We start from the raw sequence: 17,912 nt of genomic DNA, 5'->3' as shown, positions 1-17,912 counted from the left end.
CTGACTTTATTATGCAAATAACAATTTCAAGAGAACAATTTTTAAAGCCATTAGTGCAAGTATCGGGTGCTATAGAGCGTAAGCATACGTTACCTATTTTATCTAACGTATTGTTAGTGGTAGAAAACGGACAACTTTCAATGACAGGGACAGACCTCGAAATTGAGTTGGTTGCAGGCGTTTTTGTAGGTGATGATATTGCCGATACAAAATTAACGTTACCCGCTAAAAAATTACTCGATATTTGTAAAAGTCTACCAGATGGTTCAGACCTTACTTTAAGCTTACAAGAGCACCAACTACTTTTAACAAGTGGTAAAAGTCGCTTTTCATTAACTACACTTGCTGCTGAAGACTTTCCTAACTTAGAACAGTGGGATGGTGAAGTTGAGTTTCAACTTACTCGCATAGAGCTTCGTAAATTACTCGAAAGCACGCATTTTTCGATGGCTAATCAAGACGTACGCTATTACCTAAATGGTATGTCTTTTGAGGTCGATAACACTGATATAAAAACAGTTGCGACTGATGGCCACCGTTTAGCTATTGCTCAAAAAGAGCTAACGCAATCACTTAATACACAACGCCAATTAATTATTCCGCGTAAAGGTGTGCAAGAAATTATGCGCCTTATGGTTGCTGATGATGAATTAGTAACTATTCAATTTGGTGCTAATCATATTCGTATTATTGATGTTGAGTTTACTTTTACCAGTAAATTAGTTGATGGGCGCTTTCCTGATTACCGTCGTGTATTACCACGTGGTGGTGACAAAGTGATTACAGCTAATCGCGAGTGGTTACGAAATGCTTTCCAACGCGTATCTATTTTATCTAACGAAAAATTTAGAGGCGTGCGATTAAATCTTTCAAATGGTTTACTTAAAATTACAGCTAACAACCCAGAGCAAGAGCAAGCTGAGGAAGTGGTAGAAGTAAATTACGAAGGTGATGATTTAGAAATTGGTTTTAACGTATCTTATGTACTTGATGTTTTAAACACATTAAAAACAGAAGATGTTTTATTTACATTAGCCGATTCAAATAGCAGCGCACTTATCGAAGGTGCAGGCGATGAAGAAGCTATGTACGTAGTTATGCCAATGCGCTTATAAGACTATAAATATATAATGAGCTTAAGTCATTTGAGCCTCAAATATTTTCGTAATATTGAGGCATTGACGCTAGAACCAGTCAACGGCGTTAACATAATTTATGGTGAAAACGGCAGCGGAAAAACCAGCCTTTTAGAAGCTATTTATTACCTTTCTCACGGCAAATCTTTTAGAACACCAAAACATAAAAGCATTATTTCGCATCAGCAAGAACAATTTGTAATTTATGGGCGTAAGGCGCTTCACGATTTATCGATCCCAATTGGTATTAGTAAAACCCAAAGTGGTGAAACTAATTTAAAAATCCAAGGCAAAGCAAGTAGGAAAATGTCTGAGCTTGCGCAGTTAATGCCGGTACAAATTATTACGCCTGAGAGCTATTCTTTATTTTTTGGTGGTCCGAAAGAACGCAGGAAGTTTTTAGATTTAGGTTTGTTCCACGTGGAACATGAGTTTTTTTTCTTATGGCAGTCGTTTAATAAAGTACTAAAACAACGTAACGCGCTACTTAAAACTAAGCCTAAGAATTATTTTGACCAAATTAGGTTTTGGGACAAAGAATTTGTTAGACTGGCTGAACAAATAAATAAATTAAGAATGGCGTATATAAGTAGGTTTAAGCAGCAATTTTTTGATAAAATGTGTGCAGAATTAACGCTTATACGCGATTTAGAAATTAGCTATAACGCAGGCTGGAAAGAGACTGAATCTCTTAACGATGCATTAGAGCAAAGCTTTGAGCGAGACTCTCGCCAAGGATTTACAAGTAAAGGGCCTCATAAGGCTGATTTTAGTTTTAGTGTCGCTGGCAACAGTGTTGAGAACACGTTCTCTCGCGGTCAATTAAAGCTGCTATTGTATGCGTTAAAAGTAACGCAAAATAGTTTAATTGAGTCAGAGACAGATAAGCAATCTATATTGCTAATAGATGATTTACCTTCAGAGCTAGGCGAAGATACAAAAGAGAAAGTGGGGCAATTGCTTGCTCACTGCAGTTCTCAAATTTTTATATCTTCAATTTTATCTGAAAGTATTTCTGCTGTGGTGGAACCCATGCAACGAGAACTACAAATGTTCCACGTGAAACATGGCAACCTAATAACAAGATAAGTGGGATTAACCATGTCTGAGAATTATGACTCGTCGAGTATTAAAGTACTTAAAGGATTAGACGCAGTAAGAAAGCGTCCTGGAATGTATATAGGGGACACCGATGATGGCACAGGCTTACACCACATGGTGTTTGAAGTAGTTGATAACTCTATCGATGAAGCCTTAGCAGGTCATTGTGATGATATTTATGTAACTATTCACTTAGACGGTTCTGTCTCAGTACGAGATAACGGTCGTGGTATCCCAACTTCTATCCATGAAGAAGAAGGCGTATCAGCAGCCGAAGTTATCATGACGGTACTTCATGCTGGTGGTAAGTTTGATGATAACTCTTATAAAGTATCAGGTGGCTTACACGGTGTTGGTGTTTCAGTTGTAAATGCGCTTTCTGAAAAGTTAAAGCTTACAGTTCGCCGTGAAGGAAAACTTCATCAGCAGTTTTATACTATGGGTGTGCCAGATGCACCGCTAGCTATTATTGGCGACTCTGAAACAACAGGTACTGAATTACGTTTTTGGCCAAGCGGCGAAACATTCACAAACCTAGATTTTCATTATGATATTTTAGCTAAGCGTTTACGCGAGCTTTCATTCTTGAACTCTGGCGTTAGTATTATCTTAAGTGATGAGCGTGAAGAAAATAAATCTGACCACTTTAAATACGAAGGTGGTATTCAGGCATTTGTTGAATACCTAAACCGTAATAAAACACCGGTACATAAAGGTGTATTCCACTTTACTCACGAACGTGAAGAAGATGGTATTAGCGTTGAAGTGTCAATGCAGTGGAACGATGGCTTCCAAGAAAACATCTACTGTTTTACAAACAACATTCCACAACGTGATGGTGGTACTCACTTAGCCGGTTTTAGATCTGCGCTAACACGTACACTTAATAACTATATGGAAAAAGAAGGCTTTAACAAAAAAGCTAAAACAACCAGTAATGCAACGGGCGATGATGCACGTGAAGGCTTAACTGCAGTTGTTAGCGTTAAAGTTCCTGATCCTAAGTTCTCATCACAAACGAAAGACAAGCTAGTATCAAGCGAAGTTAAATCTGCAGTTGAACAAGCAATGGCTGAAAAATTCACTGATTTCTTATTAGAAAATCCAATGGATGCCAAAATTGTTGTCGGTAAAATTATTGACGCTGCTCGTGCTCGTGAAGCTGCGCGTAAAGCACGTGAAATGACACGTCGTAAAGGCGCAATGGATTTAGCTGGCTTACCAGGTAAGCTTGCCGATTGCCAAGAAAAAGACCCAGCCCAGTCTGAACTATACATAGTGGAAGGGGACTCTGCTGGCGGATCAGCCAAGCAGGGACGTAACCGTAAAAACCAAGCTATTCTTCCGCTTAAAGGTAAAATTTTAAACGTAGAAAAAGCGCGTTTTGACAAAATGTTATCTTCGCAAGAAGTAGCAACGCTAATTACTGCATTAGGTTGTGGTATTGGCCGCGATGAATATAATCCTGAAAAACTACGCTATCACCGTATCATCATCATGACCGATGCGGACGTGGATGGTTCTCACATTCGTACGCTACTACTTACTTTCTTCTACCGTCAAATGCCGGAAATTGTTGAGCGTGGATATATCTACATTGCACAGCCGCCGCTTTATAAAGTGAAAAAAGGTAAGCAAGAGCGTTATATTAAAGATGATCCAGCACTCGTTGATTACTTAACTTCATTAGCACTAAATAATGCCGCACTTTATACAAGTGCAGATGCAAGTGCGATTGAAGGTGAAGCACTTGAGCAAATCGTTCATGATTACCAAAACACAGTTAAAGTAATTGAGCGCTTAAAACGTAAATACCCTAATACGGTAATGGAACGTTTAATTTATCAAAGCGAACTGAAAACAGATGACCTTTCAGACGAAGCTAAAGTAATAGCTTGGACTAAAGAACTTGTTGATGACCTTATTGAACGTGATGAAGATGCAACAATTTTCCATGCAGGTACTGAGCATGACGCAGAGCGCAACCTATACTTCCCGGTTGTGAATATTCGCCAGCACGGTGTTGATAAAGCACACGTACTTCATCATGACTTTATTGCATCACGTGACTACCAACGCATTGCTGTGACTGGTACTAACATTGCAAATATCCTTGGTGAAGGCGCATATATTCAACGTGGTGAGAAAACAAAACCTGTTGATAACTTTGTGGATGCTTTGGAATGGTTGATCACAGAATCTAAGCGCGGGATCTATATTCAACGCTATAAAGGATTAGGTGAAATGAACCCTAGCCAACTGTGGGAAACTACAATGGATCCTAGCGCTCGTCGTATGTTACAAGTAACTATTGAAGACGCAGTTGCTGCGGATCAATTGTTTGCAACATTAATGGGCGATCAAGTTGAGCCTCGTCGCGACTTTATTGAAACTAACGCACTACGCGTAGTTAACTTAGACGTGTAAAAAATTATACTTACATCTTAAAAGGAGCCTAATGGCTCCTTTTTTATTTTATCAACCGCACAAACTGCTTAAAACCTGAGTGTGCACAAGGTATACTGAGGGTAATTTTCACGCTACTTCTCAGATAGTAAAAAGCCAAATATGCAAAAATATGACGTTAAAACCTTCCAAGGTTTGATCCTGGCTTTACAGGATTATTGGGCGCAGCAAGGCTGTGTCATTATTCAACCACTTGATATGGAAGTGGGCGCAGGGACATTCCACCCGCAAACATTTTTAAAATCGATTGGCCCAGAGCCAATGTCGAGCGCGTACGTTCAGCCATGTCGTCGTCCTACGGATGGTCGCTATGGCGAAAACCCAAATCGCTTACAACATTACTACCAATTTCAAGTAGTACTTAAGCCATCGCCAGATAACATCCAAGAGCTTTATTTAGGCTCGTTAGCGGCAATGGGTATTGATACCCTTACTCACGAAGTTCGCTTTGTAGAAGATAACTGGGAATCACCTACGCTAGGTGCATGGGGCTTAGGTTGGGAAATTTGGTTAAACGGTATGGAAGTAACTCAGTTTACCTACTTTCAGCAAGTAGGCGGCTTAGAGTGCTCACCAGTAACAGGTGAAATTACTTACGGCCTAGAGCGTTTAGCAATGTACATTCAAGGCGTAGATAGCATTTACGACCTAGTATGGGCTGACGGTCCACTAGGGCGTGTAACATACGGCGACGTGTTCCATCAAAATGAAGTAGAGCAATCTACTTATAACTTTGAACATGCAAACGTAGAAGACTTATTTGCACAGTTTGATAAGTGTGAAGCCCAAAGCCAAAAGTTAATTGAAGCTAACTTACCACTACCTGCATACGAGCAAGTAATGAAAGCATCGCACGCATTTAACTTGTTAGATGCTCGCCACGCAATATCGGTAACAGAACGTCAGCGTTATATTTTACGCGTTCGTGCGTTATCTAAAGCGTGTGCACAAAGTTATTACGATGCACGTGAAGCGCTTGGTTTCCCGCTGTGTAAGGATAAGTAAAATGTCAGCACAAAATTTATTAGTAGAAATTGGCACCGAAGAGTTGCCACCAAAAGCACTGCGTAAATTAGCAGAAGCCTTTGCTGCAAATTTAACTCAAGAGCTAGAAACACTAGAGTTAGCACACCAAGGTGTAAGTTGGTATGCATCGCCTCGTCGTTTGGGTTTACAAGTAAAATCGCTTGAAGCTAAGCAACAAGACAAAGAAGTAGAAAAGCGCGGCCCAGCTACAAAGGCAGCGTTTGATAGTGAAGGTAACCCAACTAAAGCAGCTATGGGTTGGGCACGTGGTTGTGGTATTGACGTAAGTGAAGCGCAAACACTTGAAACCGATAAAGGTGCTTGGTTATTGCACATTGCTAAAGTAGCAGGGCAAGAAACTAAAGCGCTAATGACAGATGCCATCGCTAAAGCATTAAGTAAATTACCAATCCCTAAGCCTATGCGTTGGGGCGCGAATAAAACACAATTTATTCGCCCAGTTCATACAGTAACTATTTTATTTGGTAGTGAGTTACTAGAAGGCGAAATACTTGGTAAACAAGTAAGTAACCAACTACAAGGCCATCGTTTCCATCATCCAGAAAAAATTACCATTAACCATGCAGATGACGTGTTCGACGTATTAAAATCAGCCTACGTTATTGCTGACTACGAGCAGCGTAAAGCGCAAATACGTATACAAATAGAAGAGGCAGCAAGCGCAGTTAACGCTGTTGTCGCGATGGATGAAGAGTTACTAGAAGAGGTAACATCACTTGTAGAGTGGCCAGTTACTTTAACAGCTACATTTGAAGAAGCATTTTTAGATGTACCAGCCGAAGCGCTAATTTACACCATGAAGGACGATCAAAAATACTTCCCGTTATTAGATCAAAACGGCAAACTTTTAAATAAGTTTTTGTTTGTATCTAACATCGAAAGTAAAGATCCAAGTGTGGTTATATCAGGTAACGAAAAAGTAGTGCGCCCACGTTTAGCTGATGCACAATTCTTCTTTGAAACTGATAAAAAGAAAACATTAGAAAGCCGTCTAGAGTCGCTTGATACCGTTTTATTCCAAAAGCAGTTAGGTACGCTTAAAGATAAATCTGTACGTATTAGCGAACTTGCTGGATACATTGCTGAGCAGTTAGGCGCCGACAAAGACCTTGCAAAACGTGCTGGCCTATTAAGTAAAACAGACTTAATGACCGAAATGGTAATGGAATTTACCGACGTGCAAGGTGTAATGGGTATGCACTATGCACGCTTTGATGGCGAAGCAGAAGATGTAGCTATTGCACAAAACGAGCAATACATGCCACGTTTTGCAGGCGATAACTTACCTACAAACCTAATTAGCTGCGCGGTAGCGATTGCAGACAAGTTTGATACGCTGGTGGGTATTTTTGGTATAGGCCAAGCACCAAAAGGTGATAAAGACCCATTTGCGCTTCGTCGTGCTGCTATTGGTGCTCTACGCATCATGGTAGAAAAAGAACTTCCGCTGGATATTTTAGACCTAGTAGCAAAAGCACAAACATTGTTTGGCGATAAGTTAACTAATCTAAATGTATCAACGGATGTATTTGATTTTATGCTAGGGCGTTTTCGCGCATGGTATCAAGATGAAGGTATTGAAGTAGACGTAATTCAAGCTGTGCTTGCACGCCGTCCGACTAAGCCAGTTGATTTTGATCGCCGTGTTAAAGCGGTAAGCCATTTCCGTACATTAGACGAAGCAGAAGCGCTTGCAGCGGCTAATAAGCGTGTAGGTAATATTTTGGCTAAAAACAATATTACTAGCCAAGGTGATGTTGATGAGAGCTTATTAAGCGACGACGCTGAAAAAGTATTAGCATCACAAGTGGCAAAATTTGCCACTGAGCTTGCACCACTTTATGCCGATGGAAACTACCAAGAGGCATTAAGCCAATTAGCGGGTATTCGTCAAAGTGTTGATAACTTTTTTGACAACGTAATGGTTATGGCCGACGATGAAGCAGTTAAGCAAAATCGTCTTGCGCTACTAAGCCAGTTAAGCGGATTATTTTTAGGTATTGCAGATATTTCTGTACTACAAAAATAAGCTAACTTAGCAATTTAAAAAGCCAGCGATTTGCTGGCTTTTTAGTTTTCACAGAACGTAGAGGATACTCACTGATGCCCCCAATGAAACGAATTTTAACCCTTGCTATTGCCGGATTACTTACAGCCTGTACTAGCCAAATTTCTATTAACGACGTACTGCCACAACAAGAGCTAGATAAAACCATTTACTTAAGAGGCGACTTTACGCTTTGGGATGCTGAGCCTCAGTATCAATTTATGCCAGTAGGTCCTGCGCTCTACCAAGCAGAAGTTAAATTTAGCACGCCAGGTAAAGTATACGAGTTTAAAATAGCCGATGCCGATTTTAGTGAAGGCTACAACTGTGGCTATAGCGAAGCACAACCTGAAGGGCAAAAACTAACACTTGGCCAACCAGCGCTTGCCGACTGTAATACTATTTATAATTACTTTAGCTATACACCCGCAATAAAAGGCACCTACATAGTAAGCATTGATTACAGTGACTACGATGAGCCGAAAGTGACGATAAATAAGAAGTAAATATTTTAAAAATTATTGAGCCCTAAAAATAAATTTATAGTGGGCTTAATCGACTCCTAAATTACAGAGTTTGTATATTCTTATGCTATAGTCCTTTCATATTTCAGTTGTATTTAGTATAGAGCGAACACCATGTTAAGCAGCATTTTCATTCAAAACTTTAAACTGTTTTCCGACTCAAAATTCACATTGAATCCAGAATTTAATTTGATTGTTGGTGTGAATGGTTGCGGTAAAAGCTCTCTGCTTAAAGGTGTAGCAATTTCCCTAGCTGGCTGGGCTCATGCCTACATTAAGAGTAATGATAACCTGAGGCCAATTAAATTTGATGAGGTTAGGGAGATCGAAAATAACGGACGTTTTGATAAAGCACAGACTACAAGAATTGAAGCGTTAGGTGAGTTTCCTATTATTAATAGGTTTAATACTTTTACTTATGGAAAAGTAAAGTGGACAAGAACTCGCTTTGAGGGAAGTAGTGAGACATATATAAGCGGAACTATTCAGTACCAAAATAGCGGTACGAAGACCTACAATGGGAAAGAGTATTCATTAAACCTTTCAACACTTGGAAGTGACGTACTCAACTACATTGAAAAAGGAACTAATTTTGATTTACCTTTGATTGCTTTTTATGAATGCGATCGTCTGTGGATCTCTAAAGATAAAATAGATATTGAAGATTCTGCAAAGAAGCAATACTCAAGGTTTGAACCTTATTTAGATTGTTTTCATACTGGAGCAGATGATAAATCTATTGCTGTTTGGTTACTGAAGCTTGAATTAGCAGAATTACAAAAGAAAATAAAGTCACCAATGAAAATGGCGATCGAATATGCTGCCAAAAAAGCTTTAGAAAGTTGTGTGGGATTTGGATTTGATTTTGATGAATCAAGGGTAATGGTTAGGTTTGAAGATGGAAGCTCCACACCATTTGAGCACTTGAGTGACGGACAGAGGACAATATTAGGACTTTTTTGCGATATAGCTAGAAGAGCTGCAATATTGAACCCTCATTTAGAAGAAAGTGTCTGCGAAAAAACAGAAGGAGTTGTACTAATTGATGAGCTTGATTTACACCTCCATCCAAAATGGCAAAGACGTGTAATTGAAGATTTGAGAACTGTATTCCCCAAAATTCAATTTATTTGCACAACACACTCCCCATTTCTAATTCAATCTCTCAGATCAAGCGATGAACTAATCATGTTAGATGGTGAGCCTTTGATTGAGTATTCGAATAAAGGAATTGAAGAAATTGCTAAAAACATGGGAGTAAATAGGCCTGATGTCTCTGTTCAATATGAGTTACTAAAAGAAGTTGCGCATAGCTTTTTAGAAACGTTAGATAATGATCGGCTTTCACCATCGGAGTTTCATCAAAAATATCAAACTCAATTAGCTGAGTTAATTAAACCTTACTCTGATAACCCAGCTTATCAAGCTTTTCTAGAACGTAAATATACAGCTAGAACTGGTTTTGAATTATGAGACCAGTAAAAAAGGGGGCAACACCAGTTGCTGCATTTAATAGGTATGAAGACGCTTTTGACTACCTTTTAGATAGAGTGGGAATCGGCGAATGGAGTGGCATTAAAATTGGGCAATACTGCAGCTATTGTGAAAGGTGTATTCAAACTAATTTAGCTGTTGAACATATTGAGCCTAAAAGCGGCGACTTTGCAAAACCCGAATTACAAAAAGAGTGGAGTAATTTCTTACTAGCCTGTGTGAATTGCAATTCTACGAAGGGAGCTAAAGAGGTCGATTTAGGATCTATTTTTCTCCCCGATAGAGATAATACCTTCAGAGCTATTCAATATAAGCAAGATGGAACTATCGAACCAAAAGATGGATTAAGCGAGCATGATAGGCAACTGGCAATAAATACAATTAATCTATTAGGGCTAAATAATAGTATTAACTCTGATTTGAGTGGTGTTGCTAAAGATCGTAGGGTCCAAAGACTAAATGTATGGATGATTGCACTTAATGCATATGAAGATTTTCAAAACTGTGTTGACAAAAAAACGCTACAAAGAACTATTGTTCGAGAAATGCTATCAAATGGTTTCTTTAGTATTTGGATGAAAGTTTTTGAAGAAGAGATAAATATAAAAAAATTATTTATAGAATCAGTAAAAGGAACTAAAGATAGTGGATGCTTTGATGAGTTTGGTGCAAGTAATTCACAACATCCAAATGGAGATAATCTAGAATCAGGTGGTAAAATTTAGCTAAAGCCCTTTCTTAACCACATACCTATAGGGTGCTTCATCGGCGTCTGTAGCCACCAGCGTGTGATCCATAAACGTACAAAAGCTTGGAATGTCACGGGTGGTTGATGGGTCGTCGGCAATGATAAGCAGTGTTTCGCCTTCATTAATTTTGCGAATAGCAGCGCGTATCATCATTACAGGTTCTGGGCAGCGAAGGCCCATGGCATCTAATTGGTGATCGGGGTTATCAAAGCTCATAAAAAGTTACCTGTAAAAATAGTCGCGGCTTGGTTAGGTCGGGTAGTTTAGCGCAAATAAACCTGTGGGTTAACTATTTTGCATATAACGAATCAGCCCAATAAAGTAAAAAACAATCTGGCATAAGTTTAATACACCCGATCACATTATTCATTTAGCTGGTGGCACAATAAAAAAAGGCGAACTGATTTGCATCAGTTCGCCTTTTTAATCACCAAGATGGTTTACATGTTTAAGCTAATCGTTAGTCTTGAACACGTTCAAATACAGTGGCAATGCCTTGGCCTAAACCAATACACATAGTTGCTAAACCGTATTTTGCATTTTTGTCTTCCATTAAGTGAATAAGCGATGTGCTAATACGCGAACCCGAACAACCTAGAGGGTGACCAAGTGCGATTGCGCCGCCGTTTAAATTCACTTTTTCGTCAACCACGTCTGCTAAACCTAAGTCTTTAAGTACAGGCAGTGATTGTGCTGCAAATGCTTCGTTAAGTTCTGCTACGTCAATGTCATCAATGGTAATACCGGCTTGTGCAAGTGCCTTTTTACTTGCTGGTACTGGACCGTAACCCATGATTGATGGATCGCAACCTGCAACAGCCATAGCTCTAATGCGTGCACGAATTGGTAAGCCAAGCTCTTTTGCTTTTTCTTCGCTCATTACTAACATGGCTGATGCGCCATCAGAAAGAGCAGAAGACGTACCTGCAGTAACCGAGCCTGTAGCTGGGTTAAATACTGGGCGAAGCTGAGATAAACCTTCAACCGTTGTTTCAGGACGAATTACTTCATCATCTTCAACTAAAATAAGTGAGCCATCTGCTGCGTGACCTTCCATTGCTAAAATTTCGCGGCGGAAACGTCCTTCAACTGTTGCAGCATGTGCACGTTGATGTGAGCGATAAGCAAACTCATCTTGCTGTTGACGGCTAATACCGTGAATAGTAGCAAGGTATTCAGCTGTTAAGCCCATAGAACCCGATGCTTGTGCAATTGATGTAGCTAAGCCTGGGTGAAAATCGTTACCGTGAGTCATAGGTACGTGACCCATGTGCTCAACACCACCAATTAGGTAAGTGTCGCCAGCGCCCGTCATAATGGCGCGTGCTGCGTCGTGCAATGCTTGCATTGACGAGCCACATAAACGGTTAACGGTTGTAGCTGGTACTGAGTGTGGAATACCCGCAAGCAGTGATGCGTTACGTGCAACGTTAAAGCCTTGCTCTAATGTTTGCTGTACACAACCCCAATAAATGTCGTCGATTGATGCTGGATCAACCGCTGGGTTGCGTTCTAGTAAGCCCTTCATTAAATGAGCGCTTAAGTCTTCCGCACGCTTGTTTTTAAATACGCCGCCTTTTGAGCGACCCATTGGTGTGCGGATACAATCTACAATTACTGGATTATTCATGATATTAACCTTCCACCTTATAGAAAACACGACCTTCTTCGGCCCATTTGCGAGTTTGCTCTGATACTTGGTAAATCGCACCTAGGTGAGCATATTTGTCTGCTGATGCAACAAAGTTAGCTAAACCAGTTTGATCTAAGTAACGGAACGCGCCGCCTCTAAATGGAGGGAAACCAACGCCGTATACAAGGGCCATATCAGCTTCTTGAGGAGAAGCAACAATGCCTTCTTGTAAACAAAGTAGTACTTCGTTGATCATTGGGATCATACAACGGTCAATGATTTCTTGTTTATCAAATTCTTTAGGTGCATCAGTAATTGGCGCTAGTAGCTCAACTGCTGTTGCATCGCTTGATTTTTTAAGACGACCACGGCGGTCTGTTTCGTACTTGTAGAAGCCCGCTTTGTTCTTTTGACCAAAACGTTTTTCGTTAGCAAAAACAGTTACCGGATCTTTTTCTGCACGTGCCATACGCTCAGGGAAACCGTCTGCCATTACGCCAGTACAATGGTAAGCCGTATCAATACCTACAACATCAAGTAGGTAAGCTGGGCCCATTGGCCAGCCAAATACGTTTTCCATTACTTTATCTACTTTTGCAAAGTTAGCGCCTTCAACAACTAATTTGCTAAAGCCTGCAAAGTACGGGAATAAAACTCGGTTTACAAAAAAGCCAGGGCAATCGTTAACAACGATAGGTGACTTGCCAAGTTTAAGGGCGTAATCAACTACCGCGTTAATTGTTTTATCAGAAGTTTTTGCACCACGGATAATTTCTACTAACGGCATTTTTGGCACTGGATTGAAAAAGTGCATACCACAGAAGTTTTCTGGTTTATCGAGTGCTTCTGCAAGCAAGTCGATACAAATAGTCGATGTATTTGATGTAAGTACAGTGCCTTCAGGCATGTTCTTTTCAAGATCAGCTAATACGGCTTGCTTAACTTTAGGGTTTTCTACTACGGCTTCAACAATAATGTTGGCATTTTGTAGGTCGGCATCGTTAAGCGTTGGTTTAATTTTGCTAAGCGTTGCCAGCATTTTTTCCATTGGCATATGGCCGCGTTTAACTTTTGCACCAAGTAGTTTAGACGCTTCGCCCATACCTAAATCTAGCGCATCCTGCTGGATGTCTTTCATTATGATTGGTGTGCCTTTATAAGCTGACTGGTATGCAATACCGCCGCCCATAATACCTGCGCCTAATACAGCAGCTTGTTTAATTTCAACATCGCTGTGCTTAGCAAGTTTGCGTGCTTTGCCTTTAATGAACTGGTCATTTAAGAAAATACCGGTTTGTGCTGCAGCTTCGTTAGTGCGCGCAAGTTTTGCAAAGTTAGCATTTTCGATTGCCATTGCTTCATCGCGAGTACAGTTTGCCGCTGCTTTAATGGTACGTACTGCCATAACCGGTGCAGGATAGTGGCCTTTGGTTTTACCCATGACCATACCTTCTGCCATAGCAAAGCTCATGCCTTGCTCAACGCGGTTTAATTTAAGTGGCTGTAGTTTTACGTTGCGTTTTGCTTGCCAATCTAACTTGCCAGCAATTGCTAATTCAAGTGTTGCTACGCTTGACTCTAATAGTTTGTCAGTACTAACTACCGCGTCAAACGCACCTACTTTAAGGGCATCAGCTGCGCGGTTTTCTGCGCCTGAGGTAATCCACATCATTGCGTTATCGGCGCCAATGATGCGTGGTAAGCGCACTGTGCCTCCAAAACCAGGCATTATGCCAAGTTTAACTTCTGGTAGGCCCATTTTAGCTGTTTCGCTTGCAACACGATAATCGGTAGCAAGTGCCCACTCACACCCACCGCCAAGTGCCATACCGTTTATAGCGCTTAGTGTTGGGAATGGTAGATCTTCGATTGCATCAAAAACGTCGGTTGCGTTTTTGATCCACGTTACTAATTCTTCTTCTGGTTTAGTAAACGTAGGTAAAAATTCGAAGATGTCGGCACCAATAATAAAGTGGTCTTTATCACTGGTAAAAATCATGCCTTTGATATCAGTATTAGCGGCTAATTCTTTTAATGCTGCCGCGCAATCTGAAAGAGTTTTTTGAGATAGTGTGTTTACAGAACCTGCAACACAAAACTTAAACTCGGCGATGTTTTCCTTAAGGAAGCTAACTTCAAAGGAATCGCTTTTATATAACATTATTATTCTCCCTAGTTGACGAACTAAGACTGGTACGATGAGTTTGCATTTCAATCAGTGTGCTTGCTTTAAATTAAAAATGCAACGAAAAATTTAACTCGGTTACAAACGGCTGGTTAAAATATAGCTGGTTTGGTGCTAAGGTGTGATGGAAAGTTTTTAGTCATCGCTTTAATTTTTTATTAAAGGACATTATGAAAAAATATTTATTAAACGTTGCGGCAGCTGCATTTATATTTCCTCTTTACTCTGCCGGGGCGAGTATCGATAACGATGCATTTTTAGATGCTGAAAAAAAAGCACGTTACGGTAGTTATCAAGACTTTAAAGAAGCGGTTAGTGGACTTAATCATCCGCTAAAACCGTATGTTGAAAAAACCTATTGGCAGCGTAACCCAAACTTTAAATACCAGGCCGAAATAGAAGACTACTTAACTGTTTATCAGCATACGCCATTAGAATGGCCTGTGCGAAAAGCGTGGTTAGAGTACTTAAAAGATAAAAACAAAAAAGCGGCATATATTCGTAATTATCGCCAAACCTCAAATGCTGAGCTTACGTGTACTTATTTGGATTTTCAGCTTGATTTAGGGGCTCCTGAAAAAGCAATTTTTAATCAGGTTACTGATTTGTGGGCTGTTGGAAAGTCGCAGCCCAATGAGTGTGATGCGCTTTTTTCTCAGTGGCGGAAAAAAGGCTACATGAAAGAAGAAACCGTATGGCAACGCGTTACACTCGCAGCGCAAGGCGGTACGCAAAGCTTATTACCTTATTTAAAAACACTATTGCCTAAAAATGAACGCTATTTAGCTGATTTATATTTAAAAGTACGCCGCGATCCAAGCGCAGCGGCTGGTTTATATCGTTATAAAAATAAATCGGCTAAAGAAGGCGAAATAGCCCTTTATGGGGTTAAGCGTTTAATTTGGCGCGACAAAGAGCTTGCATTAAAAGCATGGGAAAAGTTAGAAAAAATATTTAACTACAGCGAAGCTTCTAAGGCTGATGTGTATTACACCTTTGCGCTATCGCTTGCATCAAGCGGGCACAAACAAGCTAGCTTTTGGTTAAATAAAGTACCTAAAGACCGACAAGATAAAAAGTTAATACAATGGCAGCTGGGTAATATGCTCAAAACCCAAGATTGGGAAGGTATAGCTGCATTTTTTACAGGCAAAGAAGATTTAAGCTTAGGCCAACAATATTGGTTAGCGTATAGCTACGCTAAACGAGGCGAGCAACAAAAAGCGGATGATATTTGGAAAAAAGTGGCTGCTAATCGCGATTATTACGGCTTTTTAGCTGCTGCGCGTTTAGGGCTGCCTATTGATTTAAATAACCACCCTTTAGCGGTTGATCAAAAGTTGGTAGATAAAGTGAGCAATGCACCAGGGTTTAAACGTGCAAAGGCGCTTTACGATATAGAACGATTTACCTCAGCGCGTCGTGAGTGGAATTACTTAACGGATACCTCTAGTGCTGACGAAAAGTTAGCTGCATCAATACTCTCTACCGATTTAGGTTGGCACGACAGCACTATTTTTACACTTGCTAAAATAAAAGCGTGGGATAATGTAGAGCAGCGTTTTCCGTTTGCGTATCAAGATGTATTTGAGCGTTACAGCAAACGTAGCAAAATAGATCCAGCCTGGAGTATTGCAATTGCAAGGCGTGAGAGCTCGTTTGCACCCGATGCTCGCTCGCATGCTAATGCGCGTGGGTTAATGCAATTATTGCCAAGTACTGCTGAGTACGTAAATAAAGGAAGTGTATCGAGTAATCGTTTGTATCAGCCTAAAACTAATATTAGATTAGGTACAAGTTACTTACAGTATTTAAAAAAGAAAAACCACGGCAACGAAGTACTAGCAACAGCTTCTTACAATGCGGGGTATCATCGTATAAAACGTTGGTTACCCGATGAAGCAATTCCGGCTGAGTTATGGGTAGAGCTTATTCCGTATCGTGAGACCCGCGACTATGTAAAAAATGTATTTGCATATAGGCAGGTGTATCACACTCGAATGGGCAGAGAAGGTAATATACTTGCGCCGCTGCTTGAAATGAAAATGGGTGGTTGAATATATAATACCCACCGAGTAATAACTTAACACGATTGGTATAAGCATTAAGAAGGGGGATATTTACATGTTAAATATCCCCCTTTTTTGAGCGCTCAGCCTTTAAGTGGTAGACTCAAAGCAAGTTAAATTTAACAGATGGATTAACAATGGATAAATTAGCCGTTTTATACGCCGAACATATTGCAACACTGCAACAGCGTACTCGTACAATTTGTGACCGTGAAGGGTTAGAGGGATTAGTTATTCACTCAGGCCAAGCTAAGCGCCAGTTTTTAGACGACATGTATTACCCATTTAAAGTTAATCCACAATTTAAAGCTTGGTTGCCTGTAATAGATAATCCACATTGCTGGATTGTGGTTAATGGTAGCGATAAGCCAAAGCTTATTTTTTATCGTCCAGTTGATTTTTGGCATAAAGTACCTGACGAGCCACGTGACTTTTGGGCTGAGTACTTTGATATAGAGCTATTACTACAGCCTGATCAAGTAGAAAAGCTACTTCCATACGATAAAGCTAAATATGCGTATATGGGCGAGTACATTGAAGTAGCACAAGCACTTGGTTTTAGTTTAATGAACCCTGAGCCTGTATTAAATTACTTTCATTTTCATCGTGCATACAAAACGCAGTACGAGCTTGAATGTTTACGCCAAGCTAACCGCATTGCAGTAGACGGGCATAAAGCTGCACGCGATACGTTTTACAACGGTGGTAGCGAGTTTGATATTCAACAAGCGTACCTTATGGCTACACGCCAAAGCGAAAACGAAATGCCGTACGGTAATATTGTTGCGCTTAACGAAAACTGCGCTATTTTGCATTACACACATTTTGACCCTAAAGCGCCGCATACTCATAATTCGTTTTTAATTGATGCAGGTGCAAACTTCAACGGTTACGCTGCTGATATTACTCGTACATACGATTTTAAAAAGCAGGGTGAATTTGCTGAGCTTGTTAATACTATGACGGCTACGCAAATTGAGTTAGGCAAAGGTTTAAAACCAGGTATGTTATATGGCGATTTACATGTTGAGTGCCATAACCGTATTGCGCAAATTCTTAGCGACTTCAAAATTGTAAACTTACCAGCGGCAGAAATTGTTGAGCGTAAAATTACGTCTACTTTTTTCCCGCATGGACTCGGGCATCATTTAGGTTTACAAGTTCATGATATGGGCGGTTTTATGAGTGATGAAAAAGGAGGGCATCAGCCGTCACCAGAAGGGCACCCATTCTTGCGTTGTACTCGAAAAATTGAGAAAAACCAAGTATTCACTATAGAGCCGGGTTTATATTTCATTGATTCACTATTAGGTGATTTAGCACAAACCGACAACAAACAGTTTATTAACTGGGATAAAGTTGAGACATTTAAACCTTATGGCGGTATTCGTATTGAAGACAACATTATTGTTCACGAAGATAGCCTAGAAAATATGACTCGTGATTTAGCGCTCGACTAAA

The 17,912-nt window shown here is 40.2% G+C and carries 13 protein-coding genes; 10 read left to right on the top strand and 3 right to left on the bottom strand.

Annotated elements, in window-relative coordinates; translation table 11 throughout:
• The first annotated feature begins 11 nt into the window (after nt 1-11).
• From dnaN to ATS74_RS06820, 8 genes are all read left to right on the top strand, one after another.
• Nucleotides 12-1,115 carry a DNA polymerase III subunit beta gene (gene dnaN, locus ATS74_RS06855; RefSeq protein ID WP_058548188.1) on the top strand — a complete coding sequence of 368 codons (1,104 nt, stop codon included), beginning with the start codon at nt 12-14 and terminating at the stop codon, nt 1,113-1,115.
• Between the two features lie 15 nt (nt 1,116-1,130).
• A complete protein-coding gene (gene recF / locus ATS74_RS06850) occupies nt 1,131-2,225 on the top strand; it encodes a DNA replication/repair protein RecF (RefSeq protein WP_058548187.1) in 1,095 nt (364 codons plus the stop codon).
• Between the two features lie 12 nt (nt 2,226-2,237).
• The gene (gyrB, locus tag ATS74_RS06845; protein WP_058548186.1) at nt 2,238-4,664 is read left to right on the top strand and encodes a DNA topoisomerase (ATP-hydrolyzing) subunit B; all 2,427 of its coding nucleotides are present in this window, start codon (nt 2,238-2,240) and stop codon (nt 4,662-4,664) included.
• A gap of 141 nt (nt 4,665-4,805) precedes the next feature.
• On the top strand, nt 4,806-5,708 hold the full coding sequence (glyQ, locus tag ATS74_RS06840) for a glycine--tRNA ligase subunit alpha (RefSeq protein ID WP_058548185.1): 903 nt from the start codon (nt 4,806-4,808) through the stop codon (nt 5,706-5,708).
• 1 nt (nt 5,709) lies between these two features.
• Complete coding sequence (glyS, locus tag ATS74_RS06835; protein ID WP_058548184.1) at nt 5,710-7,779, top strand: glycine--tRNA ligase subunit beta; 2,070 nt, start codon at nt 5,710-5,712, stop codon at nt 7,777-7,779.
• 74 nt (nt 7,780-7,853) lie between these two features.
• Entirely contained in the window at nt 7,854-8,303 is a 450-nt protein-coding gene (locus ATS74_RS06830) for a hypothetical protein (RefSeq protein WP_058548183.1), read from the top strand.
• 132 nt (nt 8,304-8,435) lie between these two features.
• On the top strand, nt 8,436-9,794 hold the full coding sequence (locus tag ATS74_RS06825; protein ID WP_058548182.1) for an AAA family ATPase: 1,359 nt from the start codon (nt 8,436-8,438) through the stop codon (nt 9,792-9,794).
• Nucleotides 9,791-10,540 (top strand): HNH endonuclease, encoded by a 750-nt coding sequence (locus ATS74_RS06820; protein WP_058548181.1) that lies wholly within the window; start codon nt 9,791-9,793, stop codon nt 10,538-10,540. Before ATS74_RS06825 ends, ATS74_RS06820 begins: the two co-directional genes overlap by 4 nt.
• Here the strand turns inward: ATS74_RS06820 and tusA are convergent, their stop codons facing one another.
• The 3 genes from tusA to fadB form a co-directional block, all read right to left on the bottom strand.
• The gene (tusA, locus tag ATS74_RS06815) at nt 10,541-10,780 is read right to left on the bottom strand and encodes a sulfurtransferase TusA (protein ID WP_058548180.1); all 240 of its coding nucleotides are present in this window, start codon (nt 10,778-10,780) and stop codon (nt 10,541-10,543) included.
• A 244-nt stretch (nt 10,781-11,024) separates the two neighbouring features.
• On the bottom strand, nt 11,025-12,194 hold the full coding sequence (gene fadA, locus ATS74_RS06810) for an acetyl-CoA C-acyltransferase FadA (protein WP_058548179.1): 1,170 nt from the start codon (nt 12,192-12,194) through the stop codon (nt 11,025-11,027).
• A gap of 4 nt (nt 12,195-12,198) precedes the next feature.
• The gene (fadB, locus tag ATS74_RS06805) at nt 12,199-14,358 is read right to left on the bottom strand and encodes a fatty acid oxidation complex subunit alpha FadB (RefSeq protein WP_058548178.1); all 2,160 of its coding nucleotides are present in this window, start codon (nt 14,356-14,358) and stop codon (nt 12,199-12,201) included.
• Between the two features lie 194 nt (nt 14,359-14,552).
• Between fadB and ATS74_RS06800 the strand changes: the two genes are divergently transcribed.
• Nucleotides 14,553-16,439 carry a transglycosylase SLT domain-containing protein gene (locus ATS74_RS06800; protein WP_058548177.1) on the top strand — a complete coding sequence of 629 codons (1,887 nt, stop codon included), beginning with the start codon at nt 14,553-14,555 and terminating at the stop codon, nt 16,437-16,439.
• A gap of 149 nt (nt 16,440-16,588) precedes the next feature.
• Nucleotides 16,589-17,911: a Xaa-Pro dipeptidase gene (pepQ, locus tag ATS74_RS06795; protein WP_058548176.1), complete on the top strand. Its 1,323-nt coding sequence runs from the start codon at nt 16,589-16,591 to the stop codon at nt 17,909-17,911.
• The last annotated feature ends 1 nt before the right edge of the window (nt 17,912 follow it).

This window comes from Pseudoalteromonas sp. H103 (assembly GCF_001469205.1).
In the GTDB taxonomy this organism is placed as follows: Bacteria; Pseudomonadota; Gammaproteobacteria; order Enterobacterales; family Alteromonadaceae; genus Pseudoalteromonas; species Pseudoalteromonas carrageenovora.
The sequence above is the reverse complement of the archived record's forward strand: the minus strand, read 5'-3'. Positions and strand labels throughout refer to the sequence as shown.

What these genes read in the sequence shown, in the direction of transcription:
- dnaN (WP_058548188.1), top strand. Translation starts at nt 12, where the DNA reads ATGCAAATAACAATTTCAAGAGAACAATTTTTAAAGCCATTAGTGCAA.
- recF (WP_058548187.1), top strand. Translation starts at nt 1,131, where the DNA reads ATGAGCTTAAGTCATTTGAGCCTCAAATATTTTCGTAATATTGAGGCA.
- gyrB (WP_058548186.1), top strand. Translation starts at nt 2,238, where the DNA reads ATGTCTGAGAATTATGACTCGTCGAGTATTAAAGTACTTAAAGGATTA.
- glyQ (WP_058548185.1), top strand. Translation starts at nt 4,806, where the DNA reads ATGCAAAAATATGACGTTAAAACCTTCCAAGGTTTGATCCTGGCTTTA.
- glyS (WP_058548184.1), top strand. Translation starts at nt 5,710, where the DNA reads ATGTCAGCACAAAATTTATTAGTAGAAATTGGCACCGAAGAGTTGCCA.
- ATS74_RS06830 (WP_058548183.1), top strand. Translation starts at nt 7,854, where the DNA reads ATGCCCCCAATGAAACGAATTTTAACCCTTGCTATTGCCGGATTACTT.
- ATS74_RS06825 (WP_058548182.1), top strand. Translation starts at nt 8,436, where the DNA reads ATGTTAAGCAGCATTTTCATTCAAAACTTTAAACTGTTTTCCGACTCA.
- ATS74_RS06820 (WP_058548181.1), top strand. Translation starts at nt 9,791, where the DNA reads ATGAGACCAGTAAAAAAGGGGGCAACACCAGTTGCTGCATTTAATAGG.
- tusA (WP_058548180.1), bottom strand. Translation starts at nt 10,780, where the DNA reads ATGAGCTTTGATAACCCCGATCACCAATTAGATGCCATGGGCCTTCGC.
- fadA (WP_058548179.1), bottom strand. Translation starts at nt 12,194, where the DNA reads ATGAATAATCCAGTAATTGTAGATTGTATCCGCACACCAATGGGTCGC.
- fadB (WP_058548178.1), bottom strand. Translation starts at nt 14,358, where the DNA reads ATGTTATATAAAAGCGATTCCTTTGAAGTTAGCTTCCTTAAGGAAAAC.
- ATS74_RS06800 (WP_058548177.1), top strand. Translation starts at nt 14,553, where the DNA reads ATGAAAAAATATTTATTAAACGTTGCGGCAGCTGCATTTATATTTCCT.
- pepQ (WP_058548176.1), top strand. Translation starts at nt 16,589, where the DNA reads ATGGATAAATTAGCCGTTTTATACGCCGAACATATTGCAACACTGCAA.